This is a genomic window from Halomonas sp. DQ26W, from assembly GCF_003339685.1.
In the GTDB taxonomy this organism is placed as follows: domain Bacteria; phylum Pseudomonadota; class Gammaproteobacteria; order Pseudomonadales; family Halomonadaceae; genus Halomonas.
Map to the genome: position 1 here is coordinate 1 of NZ_QPKI01000005.1, position 22,053 is coordinate 22,053.

Below are 22,053 nucleotides of genomic sequence, written 5' to 3' on the forward strand. Positions count from 1 at the left end.
CACCAACGGCGCCACACCGCTGTTGGAGGAAGCTTCAGCTCACGACTGGAGGCGCTAGCCTCCCGGCGGTGTTGCCCATGTTGGCGATCACCGCCAACGCCACGGCCTCCGCCGGGGCGCCTGACGGCGCCAGTCGCGACGCAAAGCGGCGCTCCAACAAGGCCGGTAGTTGCTGCTTACCATTTCATTAGCAGCCGATAGAGCGCCGGGATCACCAGTAGCGTGAGCAGCGTGGAGGCGAGAAGCCCCGAGATGATCGCCCAGGCCATGGGCGGCCCCAGCGCCGCCATTGCCAGGCCCACTCTTCGACTCTGCCTCATGCTGTTGTCTTCCTCTTTAACGAACTGGCCGACCGGTCAATTCGTCTTGTGGCGTGGCTACTGCGGTCCGTGGCGGCGATGGTCGAAGCCTCCCGGCAAGATAAGGTATAATCCCCGCCCATTTGCGACCCATTCAATCCGAGAGCGCCCATGACCGCCACCCCAGGCAAGGTGATCGTCGGCATGTCCGGCGGCGTCGACTCCTCCGTTTCCGCCCTGCTGCTGCTGGAGCAGGGGTATCAGGTCGAAGGCCTGTTCATGAAGAACTGGGACGAGGACGATGGCACCGAGTATTGCACCGCCAAGGACGACCTGGCGGATGCCGAAGCCGTCTGCGAGAAGCTCGGCATCCGGCTGCACACCGCCAATTTCGCCGCCGAGTACTGGGACAACGTGTTCGAGCACTTCTTGGCCGAATACAGGGCCGGACGCACCCCCAACCCGGACATCCTGTGCAACCGGGAAATCAAGTTCAAGGTATTCCTCGAGTACGCCGAGATGCTCGGTGCCGATAAGATCGCCACCGGCCACTATGTTCGTCAAGGGGTCCGGGGAGGCCGTCCTCGCCTGCTCAAGGGCATTGACGTCAACAAGGACCAGAGCTATTTCCTGCATGCCGTGCCCGAGGCCGCGATCGCCCGCACCCTGTTTCCGGTGGGCGAACTGGAAAAACCCGAGGTGCGCGCCGTCGCCGAGCGCCACGGGCTCGCCACGGCGAAGAAGAAGGACTCCACCGGGATCTGCTTCATCGGTGAGCGCCGCTTCCGCGACTTCCTGCAGCAGTACCTGCCGGCCCAGCCAGGGGTGATCGAGACCCCCGAGGGCGACGTCATCGGCGAGCACATGGGCCTCATGTACTACACCCTCGGGCAGCGCCAGGGGCTCGGCATCGGCGGGCTCGCCGACTTCCCCGAGGAGCCCTGGTACGTGGCCGCCAAGGATCTGGAGCGAAACGTACTGGTCGCCGTGCAGGGCAAGCACCATCCGCTGCTGTACAGCGACAACCTGGCGACCGAAGCGATGGACTGGGTGGCCGGCGAGCCCCCGGCGAGAGAAGGACGCTTTACCGCCAAGACCCGCTACCGGCAGGCCGACGTGCCTTGCAGGATGCAGACCCTCGCCGATGGCGGCGTGGAGGTGCACTTCGACGACCCGCAGCGTGCCGTCACCCCGGGGCAATCGCTGGTACTCTACGACGGTGATATCTGCCTCGGCGGCGGCGTGATCCGCGCCACCTGGAAAGCCACGGAGCCAGCCGCATGACTGCAACCCCGATTCACCGAATCCCGGACTCACCCACCGCCCGTCAGGCCCTGGCCCTGGCCGGCGTGTTCCAGTCCGCCAGCCTGGTCGACGAGCTGGCACGCACCGGCCAGGTCGAACCGCGCGCCTGGGAAACCCTGATTCGCGCCACGCTGGATACCAACCCCGACAGCTTCGAAGCCATCTATGGCGGCCACCCCAACAACCTGCGGCGCGGCCTCGATGTGCTGGAAGCGGTAGTGGGTCGCAAACAGTCCAATCCGGTGGTGCTGCGCTACGGCTTCACCTTGCTGTTGCTGATGAACAAGCTGCGCCAGGATGACGACATGATGGCGGGACTGGGCCAGCGCCTGACCCGCATCCAGGGCCAGGCCGAGCACTTCGGTGCCACCCACGAGAATGTCATCGCCAGCCTCGGCGAGGCCTATCAGGAAACGCTGTCGACGCTGAAGACCCGCATCGTGGTGCAGGGCGACCCCTCCCTGCTGCAGACCCGCATGATGCCCGAACGGGTGCGCGCCATCCTGCTCGCCGGCATCCGTTTTGCCCTGCTCTGGCACCAGCAGGGCGGGCGGCGCTGGAAGCTGGTCTTCCAGCGTGGCGCCCTGAAGAACACCCTGGATCAGCTGGGCTGACCGCCCGCTTCCCCCATCCTTTACCACCGTACCGGAAACCCGACCATGCAAGCCGCACCCCTGCCCCTCTCCGCACTCACCGCCCTCTCCCCCGTCGATGGCCGTTATGGCAGCAAGGCCGAGGCACTGCGCGAACACTTCAGCGAATTCGGCCTGATCCGCGCCCGGGTCATCGTCGAGGTCCGCTGGCTCCAGCGCCTGGCCGAGCAACCCGGAATCACCGAGGTGCCACCGCTCTCCGCCGAAGCAACCGCCTTTCTCGACGCCCTGCTGCGCGACTTCTCCCTGGAGGACGCCGAGCGCATCAAGACCATCGAGCGCACCACCAATCACGACGTCAAGGCGGTGGAGTACTTCCTCAAGGAGAAGATCGAGGATCAGCCGGAGCTGCATGCGATTACCGAGTTCGTGCACTTCGCCTGCACCAGCGAGGACATCAACAACCTCTCCTATGGAGTGATGCTCACCGATGGTCTGAAGACCCTGCTACCGGCGATGCGCCAGGTGGCTGACGAGGTGGCACGCCTGGCCTTCGATCACGCCGCACAGCCCATGCTGTCACGCACCCACGGTCAGACGGCGAGTCCCACCACGCTGGGCAAGGAGATGGCCAATGTTGCCTATCGCCTGCGCCGCCAGCTCAAGCAGATCGAGAGCGTCGAGATTCTGGGCAAGATCAACGGTGCAGTGGGCAACTACAATGCCCATCTCACCACCTACCCGGAGGTGGACTGGGAGGCCAACGCCCGTACCTTCGTCGAGGGGCTGGGGCTGACCTTCAACCCCTACACCACCCAGATCGAGCCCCACGACTACATCGCTGAGCTGTTCGATGCCGTGTGCCGCTTCAACACCATCCTGATCGACTTCGATCGCGACGTCTGGGGCTACATCTCGCTGGGCTACTTCAAGCAGCGTACCGTCGAGGGCGAGATCGGCTCCTCGACCATGCCCCACAAGGTCAACCCCATCGACTTCGAGAACTCCGAGGGCAACCTGGGCCTGGCCAACGCGGTGCTCGGCCACCTGGCGCAGAAGCTGCCGATCTCGCGCTGGCAGCGCGACCTCACCGACTCCACGGTGCTGCGCAACCTGGGGGTGGGCCTGGCCTACGGCCTGATCGCCTACCAGGCGGCACTCAAGGGCATCTCCAAGCTCGAGGCCAATCCGGCTCGCCTGGCCGAGGATCTCGACGCCAGCTGGGAAGTGCTCGCCGAGCCGATCCAGACGGTGATGCGCCGCTACGGCATCGAGAAGCCCTACGAGAAGCTCAAGGAGCTGACCCGCGGCAAGCGCATCGACCAGGCCGGCTTTGCCGCCTTCATCGATACGCTGGAACTGCCGGCCGAGGTCAAGAGCGAGCTCAAGGCGCTGACACCAGGCACCTACATCGGTAACGCCGAGGGGCAGGCCAGAAGGCTCTGAGGCAGTTGCAACATTTCAGCGGAGGCGAGTGGTGGTAAAACTCAACAAGATCTACACCCGTACCGGCGACAAGGGCGATACCGGGCTTGGCGACGGCAGCCGCGTGGCCAAGCACGACCGCCGCGTGGAAGCCTTCGGCACCGTGGACGAGACCAACGCCATCATTGGCGTGGCACAACTGCATGCCGAAGGCGAACTGCAGCAGGTGCTGGCCACCGTACAAAACGACCTGTTCGACGTGGGCGCCGACCTCTGCACGCCTGAACAGGACGACCCGAAGTATCCGCCTCTGAGGGTCACGGCATCCCAGGTGGAATTTCTGGAGCAACAGATCGATGCCATGAATGGGGATCTCGCCAGCCTGCGCTCTTTCATTCTGCCCGGGGGAACACCGCTGGCTGCCCACCTCCATATGGCCCGCACCATCGCCCGGCGAGCCGAGCGCCTGGTAACGCTACTGATGGTCGACCAAACGGTGAACCCCGAGGTGCTGCGCTACATGAACCGGCTTTCCGACCTGCTGTTCGTCGCCGCACGCAAGGCCAACGACAATGGGGCAGGTGATGTGCTGTGGGTGCCCGGCGCCAACCGATGAGCTTTATCGAGGAAAACACCATGGCGAGTGATACGCCCCGAACCCTGCTTGGTGGCCTTTCCGCCGCCGAGTTCCTGCGCGACTACTGGCAGCGCAGGCCGCTGCTGATCCGCGGTGCCTTTCCCGACCTTGAATGCCCGTTGGAGCCCGACGAACTCGCCGGGCTCGCCTGCGAGGAGGGCGTCGAGGCCCGCCTGGTGGAGGAGCACGGCGCCGACGGCCCCTGGCAGGTGAGCCACGGCCCCTTCGACGAGGCCGCCTTCTCGCGGCTGCCCGAGCGCAACTGGACGCTGCTGGTACAGGCGGTGGACCACTTCGTCCCCGAAGTGGCCGAACTGCTCGAGCACTTCGACTTCCTGCCGCGCTGGCGACTCGACGACATCATGATCAGCTACGCCCCGCCGGGCGGCAGCGTCGGCCCCCATGTCGACCAGTACGACGTTTTCCTGATCCAGGGCAGCGGGCAACGTCGTTGGCAACTGGGTGGCAAGGTCGCCGACGACGCCCCCATCCTCGACGGCATTGACCTGCGCATTCTCGAACGTTTCTCGATGGAAGCCGGGGCCGACTGGGTGCTGGAGCCCGGCGACATGCTCTACCTACCCCCGACCTGGGCCCATCATGGGGTCAGCGAGTCTGACGACTGCATGACCTTTTCGGTGGGCTTTCGCGCCCCCTCGGCGGACGAGGCCATTACCTCCTTTGCCGACTATCTGGGCGAACAGCTGCCTGCCTCGCTGCGCTATTCCGATGCGGGGATGGTCCCTTCCGCCGACCCGGCGGAACTCGACGATGCCGCCGTCGCCCGCATGCGCGCACTGATTCTATCCACCCTTGACGATCCGACTCAGCTGGCCCAATGGTTCGGTCGTGTCATGACGCAGCCCAAGTACGTCGACCAGCTCGTGCCCAACGAAGAACCCACCGAGGTCAAGGAGCTTGTTGCTGCACTACAAGAAGGCGAGGAGCTGGTTCGCAGTTCCGGCTCACGCTTTGCCTGGCGGCCGATGGACGTGGACCAGGCAACGCTCTTCGTCGATGGCGACGGGATCGACTGCCCCCTGCCTCTGGCACGTGCCCTGGCCCACGGTACGCCCCTCGATGCCGACCTGCTTGAGCATGAAGGTGCAGCAGCCCTGCTCGTCACCCTGCTAGATGCCGGCAGTCTCGGTTGGGCGGAAGAATACGAGGAGGAACGCTAGCATGGCCGATATCCAGATACTGCATGGCAATTGGGGCCAGTTGGGCGAGGTCGCCTCCGAGATACGCCGTGTGGTGTTCATCGAGGAGCAGCAGGTCCCGCTGGAAGAGGAGTGGGACGGGCGTGACGGCGACTGTCGCCACTTCCTCGCCCTGCGCCACGACATTCCCCTGGGCACCGCCAGGCTGCTGCCCGACGGCCATATTGGTCGCGTCGCCGTGCTGAGCGAGGCGCGCGGGCTCGGCATCGGCGTGGCGCTGATGGAAGCCGCCATCGATACGGCTCGCCACCTGGGCCATGGTCAGGTAGAACTTGCCGCCCAGACCCACGCACTCGATTTCTACGAGCGCCTCGGCTTTACCGCCTACGGCGATGAGTTCATGGACGCTGGCATTCCGCACCGCAACATGCACCTGTCACTACGTTGATCCATGTATGCCAATCCACTCAGGAAGTCGAAATTCGACTACAAGAATCGCACTCTTCCTGCCGCTCTTGTAGTCGAGTTACAACCCTCCCTCCCCACAAGTGTCAATTGCTATGGCCCCGCCCCATGGCGCATAGTGGTACGAAGACGAAATTAAAACGAACGTTCGGTGCTCGCCGAATCATGGCTAGACCAACAGGCGTTTTCATTTCGTGATCGGTTCGACCAAGGCCGTAGAGACTTCTCTCCCCGCCTGGTGGAATCTGGCATTACTTCGCAGTTGCAGCATGACCCGGTTTCCCCGGCGAGATGCCGCAAGCGAGCGATCGACAAGGCAGCGATACGCCTCACACGGCAGTCGAGGCCGGTCACTACACCTCTGATCGGAAGGATGGTACCCATGTCCTATAAAGACGACATCAAGGCCCTGGCTCAACTACGCGAAGCCCAGCAAGGCAAGTGGGCGAGCATCAGCCCCGAGAATGTTGCGCGTATGCGTGCCCAGAACCGTTTCAAGACAGGCCTGGACATCGCCCGCTACACCGCCAAGATCATGCGCGAGGACATGGCCGCCTATGATGCCGACACCGCCCAGTACACCCAGTCCCTGGGCTGCTGGCACGGCTTCATCGGCCAGCAGAAGTTGATTTCCATCAAGAAGCACTTCGGCACCACCAAGCGCCGCTACCTCTATCTCTCCGGCTGGATGGTCGCCGCCCTGCGCAGCGAGTTCGGCCCGCTGCCTGACCAGTCCATGCACGAGAAGACCACCGTATCGGGTCTGATTGGCGAGCTCTACACCTTCCTGCGTCAGGCCGATGCGTGGGAGCTGAACCACCTATTCCGCGACCTGGAAGAAGCCCACAAGGCCGGTGACAACGCCCGCGCCGACGAGCTAATCGCCAAAATCGACAACCACGAGACCCATGTGGTGCCGATCATTGCCGACATCGATGCCGGTTTCGGCAACGCCGAGGCGACCTACCTGCTGGCCAAGCAGATGATCGAAGCCGGTGCCTGCTGCATCCAGATCGAGAACCAGGTCTCCGACGAGAAGCAGTGCGGCCACCAGGATGGCAAGGTCACCGTGCCCCATGAAGACTTCCTGGCCAAGATCAACGCCGTGCGTTATGCCTTCCTGGAGCTCGGGGTCGAGGACGGCGTCATCGTCGCTCGCACCGACTCCCTGGGTGCCGGGCTGACCCAGAAAATCGCCGTCACCAACGAGCCGGGCGACCTGGGTGACCAGTACAACAGCTTCCTGGATGGCGACGAGATCGAAAGCGCCTCCGATATCAACAATGGCGACGTGGTCATCAAGCAAAACGGCAAGCTGGTCAAGGTCAAGCGCCTCGCATCCGGACTGTTTCAGTTCAAGCCGGGCACCGGCGAGGACCGCGTGGTGCTGGATTGTATTACCAGCCTGCAGAACGGCGCCGACCTGCTGTGGATCGAGACCGAGAAACCCCACGTCGGCCAAATTGCTGCCATGGTCAACCGTATCCGTGCAGAAGTGCCGGATGCCAAGCTGGTTTACAACAACTCGCCCTCGTTCAACTGGACCCTGAACTTCCGCCAGCAGGTGTTCGATGCCTGGGAGAAGGAAGGCAAGGACCTTTCGGCCTACGACCGCGCCGGCCTGATGAGTGCCGATTACGACGACACCGAGCTTGGCAAGCTGGCCGACGAGTGGACTCGCAACTTCCAGCGCGACGCCGCGCGGGAAGCCGGTATCTTCCACCACCTGATCACGCTGCCGACCTACCACACTGCGGCCCTGTCTACCGACAACCTGGCCAAGGGCTACTTCGGTGATGAGGGCATGCTGGCCTACGTGGAAGGCGTCCAGCGCCGCGAGATACGCGAGGGTATTGCCACCGTCAGGCACCAGGACATGGCTGGCTCCAACATCGGCGACGACCACAAGGAGTTCTTCCACGGCGAGGCTGCGCTCAAGGCCGGTGGCAAGGACAACACCATGAATCAGTTCGGCTGATCACCCTTTTGCGGTAGAACGACTGGAACCCTTGGGAGGCCTTGAGCCTCCCTTTTTTGTGGGTGGCTTGCGCCCCCGTAGCGGCTTACCCTTCATTACATCAGGCAAACTTGCACATTGCTTGACTGCTTCCCCTCTATACTACAAGGCACAAGAACGGCTCATGCTGGTCAAACGGACGATGACTGGTTAAGCTAGTTAGCAAACAGCGTTTCCATAACATTGCGGTATCGACCGCGGAAAGGACAACCCGCCATCGAAACTGCACCCAGGAGGTTTTTCATGAAGCGTCTTCTTACCGTACTGGCCATTGGCGTGTTGAGCCTGGCCGGCTGTGCCAACACAGCTCCCATGGGTGGCGATGTCTACCGGGGTAGCCAGGCACAGACCAGCCAGACCGTAACCTTCGGAACCATAACCGCCCTGCGACAGGTCCAGATTCAAGCTGACAGCCGCTTGGGCGGCGCCATCGGCACCGGTGGCGGCGCTGTGGTCGGTGGCCTGCTGGGCAGCCAGGTGGGTGGCGGCTCAGGCCGACAGCTTGCCACCGTTGCCGGCGTGCTAGGTGGCGCCGTTGCCGGTACCGCTGTCGAGGAATCGGCCAACCGGGTACGCGCCTGGGAGATGGAGATTCGCCGTGACGATGGCCAGAATGTCGTCGTGGTGCAAAAAGCCGACCGCCAGTTCCAGGCCGGTCAGCGTGTGCGCATGATCGGCAGCGGTGCCAACGTCAGCGTAGCACCCTACTGAGCGAGTCAGGCCGGGAGCCGATCTCCGTATCGGTTCCCGATGCCTGGTCTTGCGGCTACCGTTACACGGGTAACGGACCGTGCAAGAGCGAGTTCAGCGCAAGACAACGCGCTAAATCAACAAGCGAACAGTCGCTGAAGCAGTCAGCAAACAGAAGGCCCGCGGCATGTGTCGCGGGCCTTCTGTCATTCTGTCTTGGACACTCGACCAGGCTCAGCTCAGTGGAAATTGGCCCTGCCCATCGCCCAACAGACCACTTTCTTGGCGATCAGCGCCAGGATTGCGATCACGATCAAGGTCAGCAGCATGTCTACCGGGCGGACCAGGGTGGTGGCACCCAAGATGCCAAGCGCCACACTCCATACCCAGCGGTTATCGTCATTGGTCTTGATGATACGTGGCAGCACTTTGTTCAGGCCGGCACTGACGGAGGCATCCCACTGCTTGATACTGAAAAACAGGATAAGGGCGAAGGCGATCAGCCAGATCACGAGTTCGGTCATGGGACTTGCTCCATGTGTAAGGTTGGGATGGGGTCAGAAAAGTGGAATGCGGGTAGAGTAGCTGTGCAGTTCCGGGTACGCAACCACGCTAATAGGCGTGAATGGCGTTCAGGATCGAGAGCAAGATCCTGAAAATTGCCCCACCCCCCTGACAGCCTGGATATGGCGCGTTACCATGGCCTCTACATGCTCTCATCGAAAGGCTAATCAATGCAGATTGCTCAAAATTCTGTTGTCGCGTTCCACTACACCTTGACCAATGATGCAGGTGAGGTACTAGACAGCTCGGAAGGTCGCGAGCCGCTGTCTTACCTCCATGGCGCGGGCAATATCATTCCCGGCCTGGAGAAGGGGCTGGAGGGTCGTGAGAGCGGCGAGAAGCTCAATGTCACCGTCGCTCCGGAGGAGGGCTATGGCGAAGTGCAGCCTCAGCTGGTTCAGGAAGTCCCGCGTGACTCATTCCAGGGCGTCGAGGCCGTGGAGCCGGGCATGCAGTTCCAGGCCCAGACCCAGGGTGGCCCGCTGATGGTCACCGTGACCAAGATCGAGGGCGACACCGTCACCGTCGACGGCAATCATCCGCTGGCTGGCCAGAAGCTGAACTTCGATGTCGAGATTGCCGACGTCCGCGAAGCAAGCCAGGAAGAGATCGAGCACGGACACGTGCATGGCGAAGGCGGCGTCGAGCACTGAGCCGACCACGTCGGCGCACGCTGATATCGAACGCAGCTTTGCTGGTATCGAAGGGGCAGCCATACGGCTGCCCCTTCGTCATTCCAGGCCGGGTGATTGGCCGAGCGCCGCCACGATCCAGTACCTCAGTTGCCCATGTCCCGAGTCTCAGCCCCAGCCTGAGGCGGTGCCAATGGCGTTCTCACCTTTGCCGACCCGCCACGCCGCCAGGCGAAATAACGCTCAAGCCAGCCCAGCACCCGCTCCGGCTTGTGGGCATTTTTCCACACTCCTGCGCTGGCCTTGGCCGCCTCCGACCAGGTGGGATAGGGATGCACCGTTCCCAACAACTTGTTGAGTCCGATGCCGTGGGTCATCGCCAGGGTGAACTCCGCAAGCAATTCACCGGCACCATGCCCAACCACCAAGGCGCCGAGGATACGGTCCTTGCCCGGCTCCGTCAGCACCTTGACGAAGCCTTCCGTGAGCCCTTCGGTAATGGCCCGATCCAGTTCGGAGAGCGCATAGCGCGTCACCTCGAAGTCGGTGCCCTGTGCCCTCGCCTCCTTCTCGCTCAGCCCCACACGGGCCACTTCCGGATCGGTATAGGTGACCGCCGGCAGCGCTCGATAGCTGACCCGGAAACGCTTGAACTCACCGAATAAGGCGTTGACCGTGGCGTGCCAGGCCTGATGTGCGCCGGCATGGGTCAGTTGAAAGGGACCGGCCACGTCGCCGCAGGCCCAGACATTGGGCAGTACACTCTGCAGGGTTCCATCCACCGCCAAGGTACCGTCGGCGCAGGTCTCTACCCCCAGTGCATCAAGGCCCATACCGGTCACATTGGCCACACGCCCCACCGCCACCAGTAGTTGGTCGAAATCCATTCGCTCGATTAGCGTTTCACCTGTCGGGCTCACGCGCTCGACCACCAGAATATGCGCACCCTGCCGGCCAGCACACGCCTCCACTCGGATCGCCCGGGTATCCAGCCACAGTGACAGGCCCTCAGCCTCGAGACGCTGACTTAGCGCCGCAGCGGTATCGCCGTCTTCCCTCGGCAGCAGCTGGCCACCCATCTCGACCAGGCTCACCTGGCTGCCCAGCCGGGCGAAACTCTGTCCCAGCTCACAGCCGACAGGGCCGCCCCCCAATACAACGAGTCGGCCAGGCAGGGTCTCGAGTTGCCACAGGTTGTCCGAGGTCAACACCTCGATATCGTCAAGACCAGGGAGGTCGGGAACGCGTGGACGTGCCCCGCTGGCGATGATCACATGGCGGGTGGTGAGCACACGCTCTCCTTCCTCGCCCGTGACTTTGACGCGCCACGGATCCAGCAAGCAGGCCTCGCCAGCGATCACTTCGACCCCCAGCCCCTCGTAGCGCGCACGACTGTCGTGTGGCTCCACCTCGCGAATCACACGCTGGACATGCCCCATCACCTGCGTGAAATCCACCCGTGGCTCTCCAGCATGAATACCGTAACGTGCGGACTCACGCACTTCACTGGCGACACGGGCCGCGCGGATCAACGCCTTGGAGGGCACGCAACCGGTATTCAAGCAGTCGCCGCCAAGCCTGTCGCGCTCCACCAGTACGACCCGCGCCTTGACCGCCGCCGCGATATAGCTTGCCACCAGGCCCGCGGAGCCGCCGCCGATGACCACGATGTCATGATCGAAGCGCGCCGGACGGTCGTAGCGGCTCGCCAGCCGGCGACGCTTGGCAACGGCCACCACCCCCCGCGCCAGCCAGGGGAAGAGGCCGATGAGCACGAAGGAGCCAATCAGGCTCGGCGACAGGATCCCGGAGAGACTCTCCAGGTTGCCCAGCTCCCGGCCGGCATTCACGAATAGCGCCGTCCCGGGCAGCATGCCCAGCTGGCTGACCCAATAGAAGGTCCACAGCCGCATGCGCGTCAGCCCCATCACCAGGTTGATGACAAAGAAGGGAAACAGCGGGATCAGGCGCAGCGTAAAGAGATAGAAAGCTCCTTCGCGTCGAATGCCTGCGTTGATGCGCTCGAGTTGCCGGGCGAAGCGTTTTTCCAGCGGGCCGCGAGCCAGGGTCCGGGCGAGCGCTGCTGCCAGGGCGGCGCCGATGGTGCTAGCGAAAGAGATGATCAGCAGGCCCCAGCCGAGGCCGAACAGCGCTCCGCCGAGTACCGTCAACAGTGTCGCGCCCGGCAGTGATAGCCCTGCCATGACGATATAGAGAACAAAGAAGCCCCCGATGACAGTGACAGGCTGATCGGCCAGCCACGCATGGAAGCGGGCCTGTTCGGCCTTGAGGTTTTCCAGGGTCAGGAAGTCAGCTGCCCCACTGAGAAAAAAAAACCCCACCACCAGGATGATCAGTGCCACCAGTATCAGACGTCGCTTTGCCACCTACTCCACTCCCTTGATTCATCGAGTCGTCGTATCGAGTCGTACGGTCCTCTTGCGTCGGCCTCCGTCCGCTATCCTTACACTATCGCATCGGCTCGGTTACCTCCCGGTGGACGGAACCCCGACCGTGAGCGCACCCTCTAAGACTGACATCCCCTGCAACAGCGAGTGCACCTTAATGAAAATGCCTCTGCGGTTCCCCTGGCTGATTCCCGCGCTACTGCCGCTGGCAATGGCCAGCCCCGCCCTGGGCGATGACGCCGAGGCAACCGCCACGGCCATCTTCGGTGGTGGCTGCTTCTGGTGCGTCGAGGAGGCCTTCGACAAGGTGGACGGCGTCGTCGCGACCACCTCGGGCTTCAGCGGCGGTCATGTGGAAAACCCCAGCTACGATCAGGTGGTCGCCGGTGGCACCGGCCACGTCGAGGTGGTAAAGGTGGAGTATGAGCCCGACCAGGTCGACTACGCGACCCTGCTGCATGTGTTCTGGCGCAACGTCGACCCCTTTGCCGTGGAACGCCAGTTCTGCGACCGCGGGAAACACTACCGCAGTGCCATCTTCTATGGCAGCGAGGAGGAGCGTGAGCTCGCCGAGGCCACCCGCGACGAGCTGGCCGAACGGTTCGAGCGCAACATCGCCACCGAGATCACGTCCTTCGAGGCGTTCTATTCGGCCGAGGAGTACCACCAGGGCTACTATCGCAAAAACCCGGTACGCTACCAGTACTACAAGGCGGCCTGTGGCCGTGAACGACGTCTGGAAGATGTCTGGGGCGACGAAGCAGGCGGCCTCGGCCAGCCCTGAGCCCCTGGCTCACCCAGCGACGACGATAGGCTGCACCGCACGCTCACGGCATCATTGCGAGACTACGATGCCAAGGGCCACGCCGTGCATCAGAGCCAGCATCGAGAGCGACATGAGCAGGCGGATAGCGTCGAGCCGCTCTAGGCGAGGCCTGCCTAGCCTTCGCCTGCCGAGGCGACACGCTGTGCAAGCATATTGGGCTCCAGAGTTCGGCGAGCCTGCCAGTAATGGCGCTGCCAGTAGACGTTATCGAGCTCGGAAAGCATCACACCCTGAGAAGTCGAGGCATGCAGGAAGTATCCATCGCCCACATAGATCCCCACGTGATCGTAGGGTCCGGGTGGGCGGAAGAAGACCAGGTCGCCAACCTGTAGCTCCTCGCGTGGCACCAGTGCCCCTTGATGCACCTGCTCGCCGGTGGAGCGCGGCAGTTCGAGGCGGAAGGTTTCGCTGAAGACGTTCTGAACCAGGGCGGAACAGTCGATTCCCCGCTCGCTGGTGCCGCCCAGTCGATAGGGTGTGCCGGCCCAGCGCTCATACTGGGCAAGCAGTGCCTGACCCACCAGTTCCGACGGGGGGTTGTGCAAACTACGGGTCTGCAGGATAGGGTTATCCACTGGGGACATCATGGGGTTCCAGGAAACCGGCATGCCCGGAAGATTACGCGCGAAGTAGTCGTCGGCGTCGCCCGGCGGCTGTTTCGCGCTCCCGGCACAACCGGCCAGCAGGGCCAGCAGGGCCAGCAGGGCCAGCGACACACCGAGCATCAGGATACGACTCGATCTCGTGGCTACCATCTTGGCAACGTCCTCGTTCCCTGAGCCGCACGCCTCCCCGGGTCGAGCATGAGCTCTACCTGACAGACCCGAAGGAATCGCTGTGGTAGTGGTGCGTCGGCATCGCATTGCCTGTACCACTGCCAGAGCGGCCTATGAGGCGGCTGGCTATGATCATGATATAGGCTCCTGTATAAGGAGCCGTTTCAACAAACTTTCCGACTATAAGCCACATAACCTGATATGGCGAGCCCCCAGGCTCTGTCCGAAAAATGTCTGCGCTCGGCCATGCGGCGTTAAAAATCGGCTCAAAGTACTCATTTACAGCTCGTAAACTCCATCTTTTCGCCAATTTTTGCCTTGCCTGGCCATCGCTCGCCGACTTTTCAGACAGAGCCTAATGTAATGTTCTGCCATCACCCGGCAATGTATCGATATGCAGGGGGGCCCAGTGCCGCGGCCGAGCCCCGGGGAAGTCCAGACTCGCCCAAGGCCCCGCCAGGGGAGGCGCGCCGGAGAGCCACGCCACCAGCGCCTGACGAAAGCCAGCAAGGAACGCCTCGCGCTCGGGGGTCTCGCCCATGAAGAAAGAGAACCCCGCATAGAGCCCCTCGGCGTAGGCTTCCCAGCCACTGTAATGCGCGGCAGCCAGAGAGTAGGCCCGCTCCAGGACAATGCTGAAGGCGGCAGCATCCAGCCAGCCCAACTGACGCCCGGCAATGGCCAAGTCCACCACCTGGGCCAGATCCCAAGCGGTCATGTCCAGCTCGTTGCAGCCATCCTCATTGCCGCGCACCCGCTGCAGGCGTAGCAAGTGAGTGCGATCCTCATCGCCGCATTCGCCGGACTCGAGCATGGCGATCTCGGAGTCGAGCCGCTGCTGATTGAGCGTATAGGGTGCGTAGTTGATCTGGTACTCAAGTCGATCGCCCGCCTCAAGCAGGAAATCGAGGAACTCGGTCATCTCCGCCTCGCCATGCAGGCCGTAATGGCCGTCGATCCAGTCACGTATCGACTCGGCTTCGCGTGTGCTCTCCACATGGGGTTCACTCCACGCTGCGCTATTGAGCGGACCGACCAGCGACATGGCAGTGAATCGCGGGAGCGTAGGCCGCGGCCCCGGCTCCTGCCATTGAGAATCGTGCCAATCCAGCCAGTGAAAAGGGCTGCCGGGATCGTCGAGGTGCCAGCGGATTTCGGCCACCAGCGGGGGGTGTTCGCCCTCTGGCAGCAATGACTCCCACTGCACCCAGGCCTCGAGCAGGCGCCTGATATCGGGATAAAAGTGACATAGGGTGCCACGCAGCGCTTCGGCGAGCGCCTCCAGGGCGGCAGGTTCAAAGCTCTCGCTGTCCATGGCCATCTGCAAGTAGAAGGCGTATTTCTCGGCCATGTGAATGGTTGCAGCATGACGACTACCCTGCCGAAGACTCGCCAGGATTGTTAGGTCGGCGGCCTCGGGCCGGCCAAAAGGGGTAGAAGTACCCGGCAAGGCCTCGTGGGCCGCATCGGCGGCCAGCTGGTTCAGGTGATGCGCTTGGGCGGGCAGCCAATAGCGAGACAGGGCTTCCGGACCTTCGTCGGGATGCAGCCCCAGCGTCTCATCGAGGTAGCGCAGAGCATCGTTGCGCCGCTCGACGGTGACCGCCGTGGCCGGCCCCTGCCGGGTTCCCAGCTCAGGCTCGCGCACAGAAGCCAGCGCCAGTACCCAGTGGCGCGGAGAGCGACGCCAGGCGGTCATGGCATGACGCGATACATGCCGCGTCTCCTCGACCAGCAGCTCCTGAAGCGCCACACGCCAGGGACTGACAGGCGATAGTAGCAGCAGCTCCCAGTCGGCTCGCATGTCCATGAGTCGATTATGCCCCTCGAACAGGCTGCGGCCTCGCTGATAGGCGCGCGCCACCGCCGACCAGTCGCTGTAGCGGCGCTGTACCAGGTCGGCGCCGTGAGTGGCGAAATCCCGTGCCTCCATCTCGTCGAGCCAGCCCACACAGACCCCGGCCCAGGCCAGATCGACCAGTCGCAGCCAGTCCCAGGCGGCCCATTCCAGCGGCTCCCCCTGCTCAACCAGCGTCAGCAAGAGCTTGCCATAACCGCGCTCACTGGCGGACAGGCTCTCGAGCCAGTCCTGGCGAGCGGCAGCATCAGAATCCAGCAGGCGCGTGGCATCCAGGTCCCAGCCCTGGCGGTGCCCCTGCCCCGCCAACCACAACAGGCTTTGCACCAGCTCTTCGCGACTCTCCAGTTGCCAGTATTCCAGCAGCCACGCCTTGGCCTCGGGCCAGTCGACGACACTCGCCGGCGTGGACAGCACCGGAGAAAAGGCAGCCCGCAGCCGCCAGGCCTGTTCCCCCGGCGCAGCGGGCCACAGTGCCAAATCCTTGCACCGCCCTACGAGCCATTCGGTAATCCTGTCCCAGGTAATGCCCTCGTCGTCGTGCTCGAGAATCGCCAGGGCGTCACAGGCCTCTGCAAACGTATCGTCACCGCGAACCCAACCCTCGGCTCGCTTGGCATGGCGCAACGCCTCGTGCCAGGCATCCAGGCTGGCGTACTGGCTGGTAATTTCGTCAGCCAGACGCAGGACCCAGTCTCGCACTCGCGACTCTTGCAACCAGCCGGCAGAGCCGGCCAGGGCAGTGAGCTCAAGCGCTGACAACAGTCCCGCTGGATCGGGACGGTCGATACCGAACGCCTCGATCAGACTCCAACCGAGTTCGCCGCGGCCTGTGACACCCAGTGCCTTCAGCCGCGAAGCCGCAACATCGGCCTCGACCTTGACGGGTTCGGGCTCGAAGGCCCACTCACACAGCACCAGCTGTTGGGCCCACCAGGCATAAAGGGGATCGACCAAGGCTCACCTCGACATTCAGCCGCGACGGAAAGGGCGCAGTCATGTCGCGCCAACAGGAAATCGGCGCCTAGTGTAGCGGAAAGCGACGCTCGCGCCGATGACCAGAGACAGGAAAAAAAGCACGGCACAGTGGGAGAGCTTGGCGGTCCGTTTCAAATAATGCACACTCATCAGATAAAATAATCAACGCTCAGGAGCCCCCATGCCTCTTCCCCACGACTTGATACTCGATAAGGCCTATATCGCCGGACGGTGGCGCGACGGCCCTAACCGCTTTGCAGTGACTAACCCCGCCACCGGCGAGGTGCTCGCCGAGGTAGCGGACCTCGACGCAAGCGACGCCCGAGATGCCGTGGCCGCAGCCGATGCCGCCTGGCCCGCCTGGCGACGGCAGACCGCCAAGCAGCGTGCCGCCCTGCTGCGTGCCTGGTTTGATGCGATCATGGCCAACCAGGAGACGCTGGCCCGACTGATGACCCTGGAGCAGGGCAAGCCGCTGGCCGAATCCATGGGTGAGGTCGCCTACGGCGCCTCCTTCGTGGAGTTCTACGCCGAGGAGGCCAAGCGCATGGCCGGCGAGACACTGCCCAGCCACGGCGCCGACAAGCGCATCCTGGTGTTTCGCGAGCCGATCGGTGTCGTGGCGGCGATCACGCCGTGGAATTTCCCCCTGGCGATGATCACGCGCAAGTGCGCCCCGGCACTCGCCGCCGGCTGCCCGGTGGTGATCAAGCCCGCCGAGGCTACCCCGCTGACCGCCCTGGCCCTGGCGAAACTGGCCGAGGACGTAGGCTTCCCCGCCGGTGTGCTCAACGTGGTCACGGCAAGCCACCCCGCCGAGATCGGCGAGGTACTGACCACCGATCCGCGCGTGCGCAAGGTTTCCTTTACCGGCTCGACCCCGGTAGGCAAGCTTCTGTTGGCCCAGTGCGCCGGCACCGTCAAGAAAGCCTCCATGGAACTCGGCGGCAATGCACCCTTCATCGTCTTCGACGATGCCGACCTGGACGCCGCGGTTGAGGGTGCGATTGCCTCCAAGTACCGCAATTCAGGCCAGACCTGCGTCTGTACCAACCGGCTGCTGGTGCAGGATGGCGTGTATGACGCCTTCCTCGACAAGCTGGCTGCCAAGGTGGCACAGATGAAGGTCGGCAATGGCCTGGACGACGGCGTGGTGCAGGGACCGCTGATCAACCGGGCCGCCGTGGAGAAGGTCCAGGCACACATCGTCGATGCCATGGAAAAGGGCGGCCGGCTGGTCTGCGGCGGCAAGCCCCATGGCCTGGGCGGCACCTTCTTCGAGCCCACCGTGATCGCCGATGTCACCGCCGAGATGCGCGTGGCGACCGAGGAGACTTTCGGCCCGCTGGCGCCGGTCTTCCGCTTTCACAGCGACGACGAGGCCATCGCCATGGCCAACGCCACCGAATTCGGCCTGGCGGCCTATTTTTACGCCCGGGATTATCGGCGTATCTGGCATGTCATGGAGGCGCTGGAATATGGCATGGTGGCGGTGAACGAGGGGATCCTCTCTACCGAACTGGCCCCCTTCGGCGGCGTCAAGGAATCGGGGCTGGGCCGCGAAGGCTCACACCACGGCCTGGATGAATTCACTGAACTAAAATACGTCTGTGTCGGCGGCCTTTGATCGCCCACGACGTCTTTCCAAGGAGACAGGTTTGATGAATAACGCACAGCTCAACGAACTCAAGCAGCGCTATGTTGCCAATGGCGCCGCCAGTCCGGCGACCCAGTTCGCCGACCGCGCCGAGAATGCGCTGATCTGGGATGCCGATGGCAACCGCATCATCGACTTCGCCGGTGGCATCGGGGTCCTCAATATCGGCCATCGCCACCCCAAGGTGGTCGAGGCGGTGAAGGCACAGTTGGACAAGGTCATGCACACCTGCCAGACGGTGATGCCCTACGAAGGCTACGTGAAGGTGGCCGAAAAGCTCAGCCAGGTGACTCCGGTGCGCGGTCACGCCAAGGTCATGCTGGCCAACTCCGGCGCAGAAGCGCTGGAGAACGCCGTCAAGATCGCTCGTGCCGCCACCGGCAAGAATAACGTGATCTGCTTCGACGGCGGCTACCACGGCCGCACCTTCATGACCATGGCAATGAACGGCAAGGTAGCCCCCTACGCCAGCGACTTCGGGACCATGCCGGGCAACGTCTTCCGGGCTCCCTATCCGGTGCCCTACCATGGCGTCAGTGAGGATGAGGCCCTGCGCGGTCTGAAGATGGCGCTCAAGACCGACGCCAACCCCAAGGACACCGCCGCCATCGTGCTGGAGCCGGTACTCGGCGAGGGTGGCTTCTATCCGGCGCCGGCCAGCTTCCTCAAGGCGATCCGCGAGATCTGCGACGAGCACGGCATGCTGATGATCGTCGACGAGGTCCAGAGCGGCTTCGGGCGCACCGGCAAGATGTTCGCCATCGAGCACAGCGGCGTCGAGCCGGACATCATCACCATGGCCAAGAGCATGGCCGACGGCATGCCGATCTCCGCCGTGGTGGGCACCGACAAGCACATGGATGCCTCCGGCCCCAACTCTCTGGGCGGCACCTATACCGGCAGCCCCACCGCCTGTGCAGCGGCACTGGCGGTGCTCGAGGTCTTCGAGAGTGAAGATATCCTGGGCAAGAGCCAGGCGCTGGGCGACAAGCTGGCCAAGCGCTTCGCCCAGTGGCAGCAGGACTTCGACTGCGTCGACAACGGCCGCAACATGGGCGCCATGGCCGCCATCGACCTGGTTTCGAACAAGGGCAACCATACGCCCGATGCCGACCTCGCCGGCGCACTGTGCAAGAAGGCCCGCGAGAAGGGGCTGATCCTGCTCTCCTGCGGCCTGTACGGCAACACCATCCGCTTCCTGATGCCCGTCACCATCGAGGACGAGATCCTCGAGGAAGGCCTGGCCATCGTCGAGGCGTCGCTCAAGGAGCTGGTGGGCAGCAAGGCCACCGCCTGACCTTCGACCAACGAGAAGCGCCTGCCGTTGGCAGGCGCTTCATCCCACATAGACAGCCGTAATGAGCGAAGACTAGACAAGGCGAAATCTAACGAGAGAGCGGAGTTTACGTTAGTAAATGAGCATCTCGAGGCAGATTTCAACGCCGTATCGTCGAGCGCAATAGGCTGTCAGGCCGGCATATCGTTCGCCTTGCCATCGCGGGACCATACCCGGTGCTGCCCCATGGCCTCGCTGAACGGGGTGAAGATATCGTCAACCGTGCCACCCAGCACGATACCCTCCTCCCCGGCGGGCACATCGGCGGCTGCCAGCAACTCCTTGCCTTCACCCACGGCGGCAATCACCTTCAGGTGCTTGTAGGCCTCCTTCACGTAGTAGCGGCCAAGCCCCGAGCCAGACAGGGCCGCCACGCTCTCGCTACCACCCGCGACAATCACTGCATCCACCGCCACCGAGGGCATGCCGTTGAGCATGGCGTCCGGCGTCACGGTCTGGCCATTGGCCCCCTTGACTGGTGCCATGCTGGGCGCGATGACGAGGCCCAAGGCCCCTTCGGCCGAGAGCTTCTGCTTGACCGCCTCGACCTGCTCGGCATCGACACCGTCCGCCACCAGTATGGCAACCTTGCGGTACCGGATATTGCCCGGCAGGCGCGCCATGAGGCTCAGGGCCGGAGATTCGGCAAGCGAACTCTTGCCCAGTTCCTCGGCCGGGGCGGGCTTGCTGCTGGGGGTTTCTATGCCATGCATCTCGCCGACCCGACGCGCCAGCTCCAGATCGATATTGGGCAGGATCTCCTGAATCACCCGCTTGCGAATCCAGGGTCGCTGGACCTTTGAAAGTTCGAAGGCGTAGGCGGCAATGATGTGCTCCTTCTCCACGTCGGACTGGCTGTTCCAGAACAGCGTGGCCTGGGAGTAATGATCGCCGAAGGAGTCGCTGCGCGCACGGATCTTGTGGGCATCGATGCGCTCGTGATAACTCTCGAAGCCACCGTTCTCCGGCGCTGGCGGGGTCTCGCTTGGCCAGCCACCGTCGATGGAATTGGGCTCGTAGGAGGCCTGACCCTTGTTGATGATCTGACGATGCATCGAGTCGCGCTGATTGTTGTGAAACGGACAGACCGGCTGATTGATGGGGATCTCGTGGAAGTTCGGCCCGCCGAGACGCAGCATCTGAGTATCGAGATAGGAGAACAGCCGCCCCTGCAGCAGCGGGTCGTTGGAGAAATCAATGCCTGGCAGCACATGGCCAGGGTTGAAGGCCACCTGCTCGGTCTCGGCAAAGTAGTTGTCCGGGTTGCGGTTGAGCACCATCTTGCCGATCAGGGTAACCGGCACCACCTCTTCCGGGATGAGCTTGGTTGGGTCGAGGATATCGAAATCGAAATTGTACTCGTCCTCCTCTTCCACTATCTGGACACCCAGTTCGAATTCGAGGAAATCGCCGTTCTCGATGTCTTCCCACATCATGCGGCGGTTGAAGTCGGGGTCGCGGCCCCACAGCTTCTGGGCCTCATCCCAGATCAGCGAGCAGGTGCCTGCCAGCGGCTTCCAGTGAAACTTGACGAAGCGCGACGTGCCCTGCTTATCGATCAGGCGAAAGGTGTGCACCCCGAACCCTTCCATGTTGCGGTAGTGCCGCGGGAAGCCCCGGTCCGACATGGTCCACAGCACAGCATGGGTAGACTCCGGCATCAGCGAAACGAAGTCCCAGAAGGTGTCGTGAGCTGATTGGCCCTGGGGTATCTCGTTGTGAGGCTCGGGTTTCACCGCATGGACAAAGTCGGGGAACTTGACCGCATCCTGGATGAAGAATACTGGTATATCGTTGCCGACCAGATCCCAGACACCCTCGTCGGTGTAGAACTTGGTGGCAAAGCCGCGCACGTCACGCACAGTGTCGTTGGAGCCACGCGCACCCTGCACCGTGGAGAAGCGCACGAAGACCGGAGTCTTCTTGCCCGTATCCTGGAATAGCCCCGCCTTGGAGTACTGGGCGGCGTTGTCATAGGGCTGAAAGTAGCCGTGGGCCGCCGCACCCCGGGCATGCACGATACGCTCGGGTATACGCTCGTTATCGAAATGGTTGACTTTTTCGCGGAAGGCGAAATCTTCCATCAGTGTGGGGCCGCGCTCGCCGGCCTTCAGCGAGTTGTGGTTGTCCGCAATCCGCGTGCCGTGATTGGTGCGCAGGTCATGCCCTGTGGCATCACTACGGTACTTTTCCAAGTTCTCCGACTTGCTGTGTTCGTCGGTCTTGAAGTCAGTATCGTTGGCTTCGCCGCTGTTGGATGTGGTATGTGGATTTTTCGGCATGTCACGCTCCTGTGGCAGTGTCGTTCCATCGGTATCTACCTGCTTCGCTTGAAAGGTAGTCCGGCATCGACTGGCTGCCAATCAGCCCAGGCTATGCGTACAAAAGATAACGTATATGGCATTAAAGTCCGCCCTTCCCATTCGG

The 22,053-nt window shown here is 63.0% G+C and carries 18 protein-coding genes; 12 read left to right on the forward strand and 6 right to left on the reverse strand.

The genetic code is table 11. The annotated features are described in order from the left end of the window. Window positions 1-176: 176 nt before the first annotated feature. A complete protein-coding gene (locus tag DU490_RS17105; protein ID WP_181869946.1) occupies window positions 177-320 on the reverse strand; it encodes a hypothetical protein in 144 nt (47 codons plus the stop codon). 150 nt (window positions 321-470) lie between these two features. On the opposite strand from DU490_RS17105, the gene mnmA reads away from it, so the two are divergent. From mnmA to DU490_RS03690, 8 genes are all read left to right on the forward strand, one after another. Further along, entirely contained in the window at window positions 471-1,583 is a 1,113-nt protein-coding gene (mnmA, locus tag DU490_RS03655) for a tRNA 2-thiouridine(34) synthase MnmA (protein WP_114572989.1), read from the forward strand. After that, on the forward strand, window positions 1,580-2,218 hold the full coding sequence (gene hflD, locus DU490_RS03660; RefSeq protein WP_114572990.1) for a high frequency lysogenization protein HflD: 639 nt from the start codon (window positions 1,580-1,582) through the stop codon (window positions 2,216-2,218). The genes mnmA and hflD overlap by 4 nt, the downstream gene beginning before the upstream one ends. A 60-nt stretch (window positions 2,219-2,278) precedes the next feature. Then, the gene (purB, locus tag DU490_RS03665; RefSeq protein WP_114573119.1) at window positions 2,279-3,643 is read left to right on the forward strand and encodes an adenylosuccinate lyase; all 1,365 of its coding nucleotides are present in this window, start codon (window positions 2,279-2,281) and stop codon (window positions 3,641-3,643) included. Window positions 3,644-3,674: 31 nt separating this feature from the next. Then, window positions 3,675-4,238: a cob(I)yrinic acid a,c-diamide adenosyltransferase gene (locus tag DU490_RS03670; RefSeq protein ID WP_114572991.1), complete on the forward strand. Its 564-nt coding sequence runs from the start codon at window positions 3,675-3,677 to the stop codon at window positions 4,236-4,238. A gap of 20 nt (window positions 4,239-4,258) precedes the next feature. Continuing rightward, window positions 4,259-5,440: a cupin domain-containing protein gene (locus tag DU490_RS03675; protein WP_114573120.1), complete on the forward strand. Its 1,182-nt coding sequence runs from the start codon at window positions 4,259-4,261 to the stop codon at window positions 5,438-5,440. A 1-nt stretch (window position 5,441) separates the two neighbouring features. Further along, the gene (locus DU490_RS03680; RefSeq protein WP_114572992.1) at window positions 5,442-5,867 is read left to right on the forward strand and encodes a GNAT family N-acetyltransferase; all 426 of its coding nucleotides are present in this window, start codon (window positions 5,442-5,444) and stop codon (window positions 5,865-5,867) included. Between the two features lie 399 nt (window positions 5,868-6,266). Further along, entirely contained in the window at window positions 6,267-7,862 is a 1,596-nt protein-coding gene (locus tag DU490_RS03685; protein WP_114572993.1) for an isocitrate lyase, read from the forward strand. 282 nt (window positions 7,863-8,144) lie between these two features. Further along, complete coding sequence (locus tag DU490_RS03690; protein ID WP_114572994.1) at window positions 8,145-8,612, forward strand: glycine zipper 2TM domain-containing protein; 468 nt, start codon at window positions 8,145-8,147, stop codon at window positions 8,610-8,612. Between the two features lie 218 nt (window positions 8,613-8,830). Here DU490_RS03690 and DU490_RS03695 read toward each other — a convergent pair whose 3' ends face one another. Then, window positions 8,831-9,115: a hypothetical protein gene (locus DU490_RS03695; protein WP_114572995.1), complete on the reverse strand. Its 285-nt coding sequence runs from the start codon at window positions 9,113-9,115 to the stop codon at window positions 8,831-8,833. Window positions 9,116-9,325: 210 nt separating this feature from the next. On the opposite strand from DU490_RS03695, the gene DU490_RS03700 reads away from it, so the two are divergent. Further along, complete coding sequence (locus DU490_RS03700; protein ID WP_114572996.1) at window positions 9,326-9,808, forward strand: peptidylprolyl isomerase; 483 nt, start codon at window positions 9,326-9,328, stop codon at window positions 9,806-9,808. 125 nt (window positions 9,809-9,933) lie between these two features. On the opposite strand, the gene DU490_RS03705 is transcribed toward DU490_RS03700, so the two are convergent. Then, a complete protein-coding gene (locus DU490_RS03705) occupies window positions 9,934-12,174 on the reverse strand; it encodes an FAD-dependent oxidoreductase (protein WP_114572997.1) in 2,241 nt (746 codons plus the stop codon). A gap of 178 nt (window positions 12,175-12,352) precedes the next feature. On the opposite strand from DU490_RS03705, the gene msrA reads away from it, so the two are divergent. After that, a complete protein-coding gene (gene msrA, locus DU490_RS03710) occupies window positions 12,353-12,979 on the forward strand; it encodes a peptide-methionine (S)-S-oxide reductase MsrA (RefSeq protein WP_220270447.1) in 627 nt (208 codons plus the stop codon). Between the two features lie 155 nt (window positions 12,980-13,134). On the opposite strand, the gene DU490_RS03715 is transcribed toward msrA, so the two are convergent. Next, window positions 13,135-13,776 (reverse strand): C40 family peptidase, encoded by a 642-nt coding sequence (locus DU490_RS03715; protein WP_114572998.1) that lies wholly within the window; start codon window positions 13,774-13,776, stop codon window positions 13,135-13,137. 376 nt (window positions 13,777-14,152) lie between these two features. Further along, on the reverse strand, window positions 14,153-16,612 hold the full coding sequence (locus DU490_RS03720; protein ID WP_114572999.1) for a DUF1266 domain-containing protein: 2,460 nt from the start codon (window positions 16,610-16,612) through the stop codon (window positions 14,153-14,155). A 202-nt stretch (window positions 16,613-16,814) separates the two neighbouring features. Here DU490_RS03720 and DU490_RS03725 point away from each other — a divergent pair, with 202 nt between their 5' ends. Together DU490_RS03725 and gabT are read left to right on the forward strand one after the other, a co-directional pair. Further along, window positions 16,815-18,260: an NAD-dependent succinate-semialdehyde dehydrogenase gene (locus DU490_RS03725; RefSeq protein ID WP_114573000.1), complete on the forward strand. Its 1,446-nt coding sequence runs from the start codon at window positions 16,815-16,817 to the stop codon at window positions 18,258-18,260. A gap of 34 nt (window positions 18,261-18,294) precedes the next feature. Continuing rightward, a complete protein-coding gene (gene gabT, locus DU490_RS03730) occupies window positions 18,295-19,587 on the forward strand; it encodes a 4-aminobutyrate--2-oxoglutarate transaminase (protein WP_114573001.1) in 1,293 nt (430 codons plus the stop codon). Between the two features lie 170 nt (window positions 19,588-19,757). Here gabT and katE read toward each other — a convergent pair whose 3' ends face one another. After that, a complete protein-coding gene (gene katE / locus DU490_RS03735; RefSeq protein WP_114573002.1) occupies window positions 19,758-21,908 on the reverse strand; it encodes a catalase HPII in 2,151 nt (716 codons plus the stop codon). Window positions 21,909-22,053: the final 145 nt, after the last annotated feature.

Bases quoted from the DNA above. Each gene is read 5' to 3' on its own strand.
- DU490_RS17105 (WP_181869946.1), bottom strand. From the start codon at position 320: ATGAGGCAGAGTCGAAGAGTGGGCCTGGCAATGGCGGCGCTGGGGCCG.
- mnmA (WP_114572989.1), top strand. From the start codon at position 471: ATGACCGCCACCCCAGGCAAGGTGATCGTCGGCATGTCCGGCGGCGTC.
- hflD (WP_114572990.1), top strand. From the start codon at position 1,580: ATGACTGCAACCCCGATTCACCGAATCCCGGACTCACCCACCGCCCGT.
- DU490_RS03675 (WP_114573120.1), top strand. From the start codon at position 4,259: ATGGCGAGTGATACGCCCCGAACCCTGCTTGGTGGCCTTTCCGCCGCC.
- DU490_RS03680 (WP_114572992.1), top strand. From the start codon at position 5,442: ATGGCCGATATCCAGATACTGCATGGCAATTGGGGCCAGTTGGGCGAG.
- DU490_RS03685 (WP_114572993.1), top strand. From the start codon at position 6,267: ATGTCCTATAAAGACGACATCAAGGCCCTGGCTCAACTACGCGAAGCC.
- DU490_RS03690 (WP_114572994.1), top strand. From the start codon at position 8,145: ATGAAGCGTCTTCTTACCGTACTGGCCATTGGCGTGTTGAGCCTGGCC.
- DU490_RS03695 (WP_114572995.1), bottom strand. From the start codon at position 9,115: ATGACCGAACTCGTGATCTGGCTGATCGCCTTCGCCCTTATCCTGTTT.
- DU490_RS03700 (WP_114572996.1), top strand. From the start codon at position 9,326: ATGCAGATTGCTCAAAATTCTGTTGTCGCGTTCCACTACACCTTGACC.
- msrA (WP_220270447.1), top strand. From the start codon at position 12,353: ATGAAAATGCCTCTGCGGTTCCCCTGGCTGATTCCCGCGCTACTGCCG.
- DU490_RS03715 (WP_114572998.1), bottom strand. From the start codon at position 13,776: ATGGTAGCCACGAGATCGAGTCGTATCCTGATGCTCGGTGTGTCGCTG.
- DU490_RS03725 (WP_114573000.1), top strand. From the start codon at position 16,815: ATGCCTCTTCCCCACGACTTGATACTCGATAAGGCCTATATCGCCGGA.
- gabT (WP_114573001.1), top strand. From the start codon at position 18,295: ATGAATAACGCACAGCTCAACGAACTCAAGCAGCGCTATGTTGCCAAT.
- katE (WP_114573002.1), bottom strand. From the start codon at position 21,908: ATGCCGAAAAATCCACATACCACATCCAACAGCGGCGAAGCCAACGAT.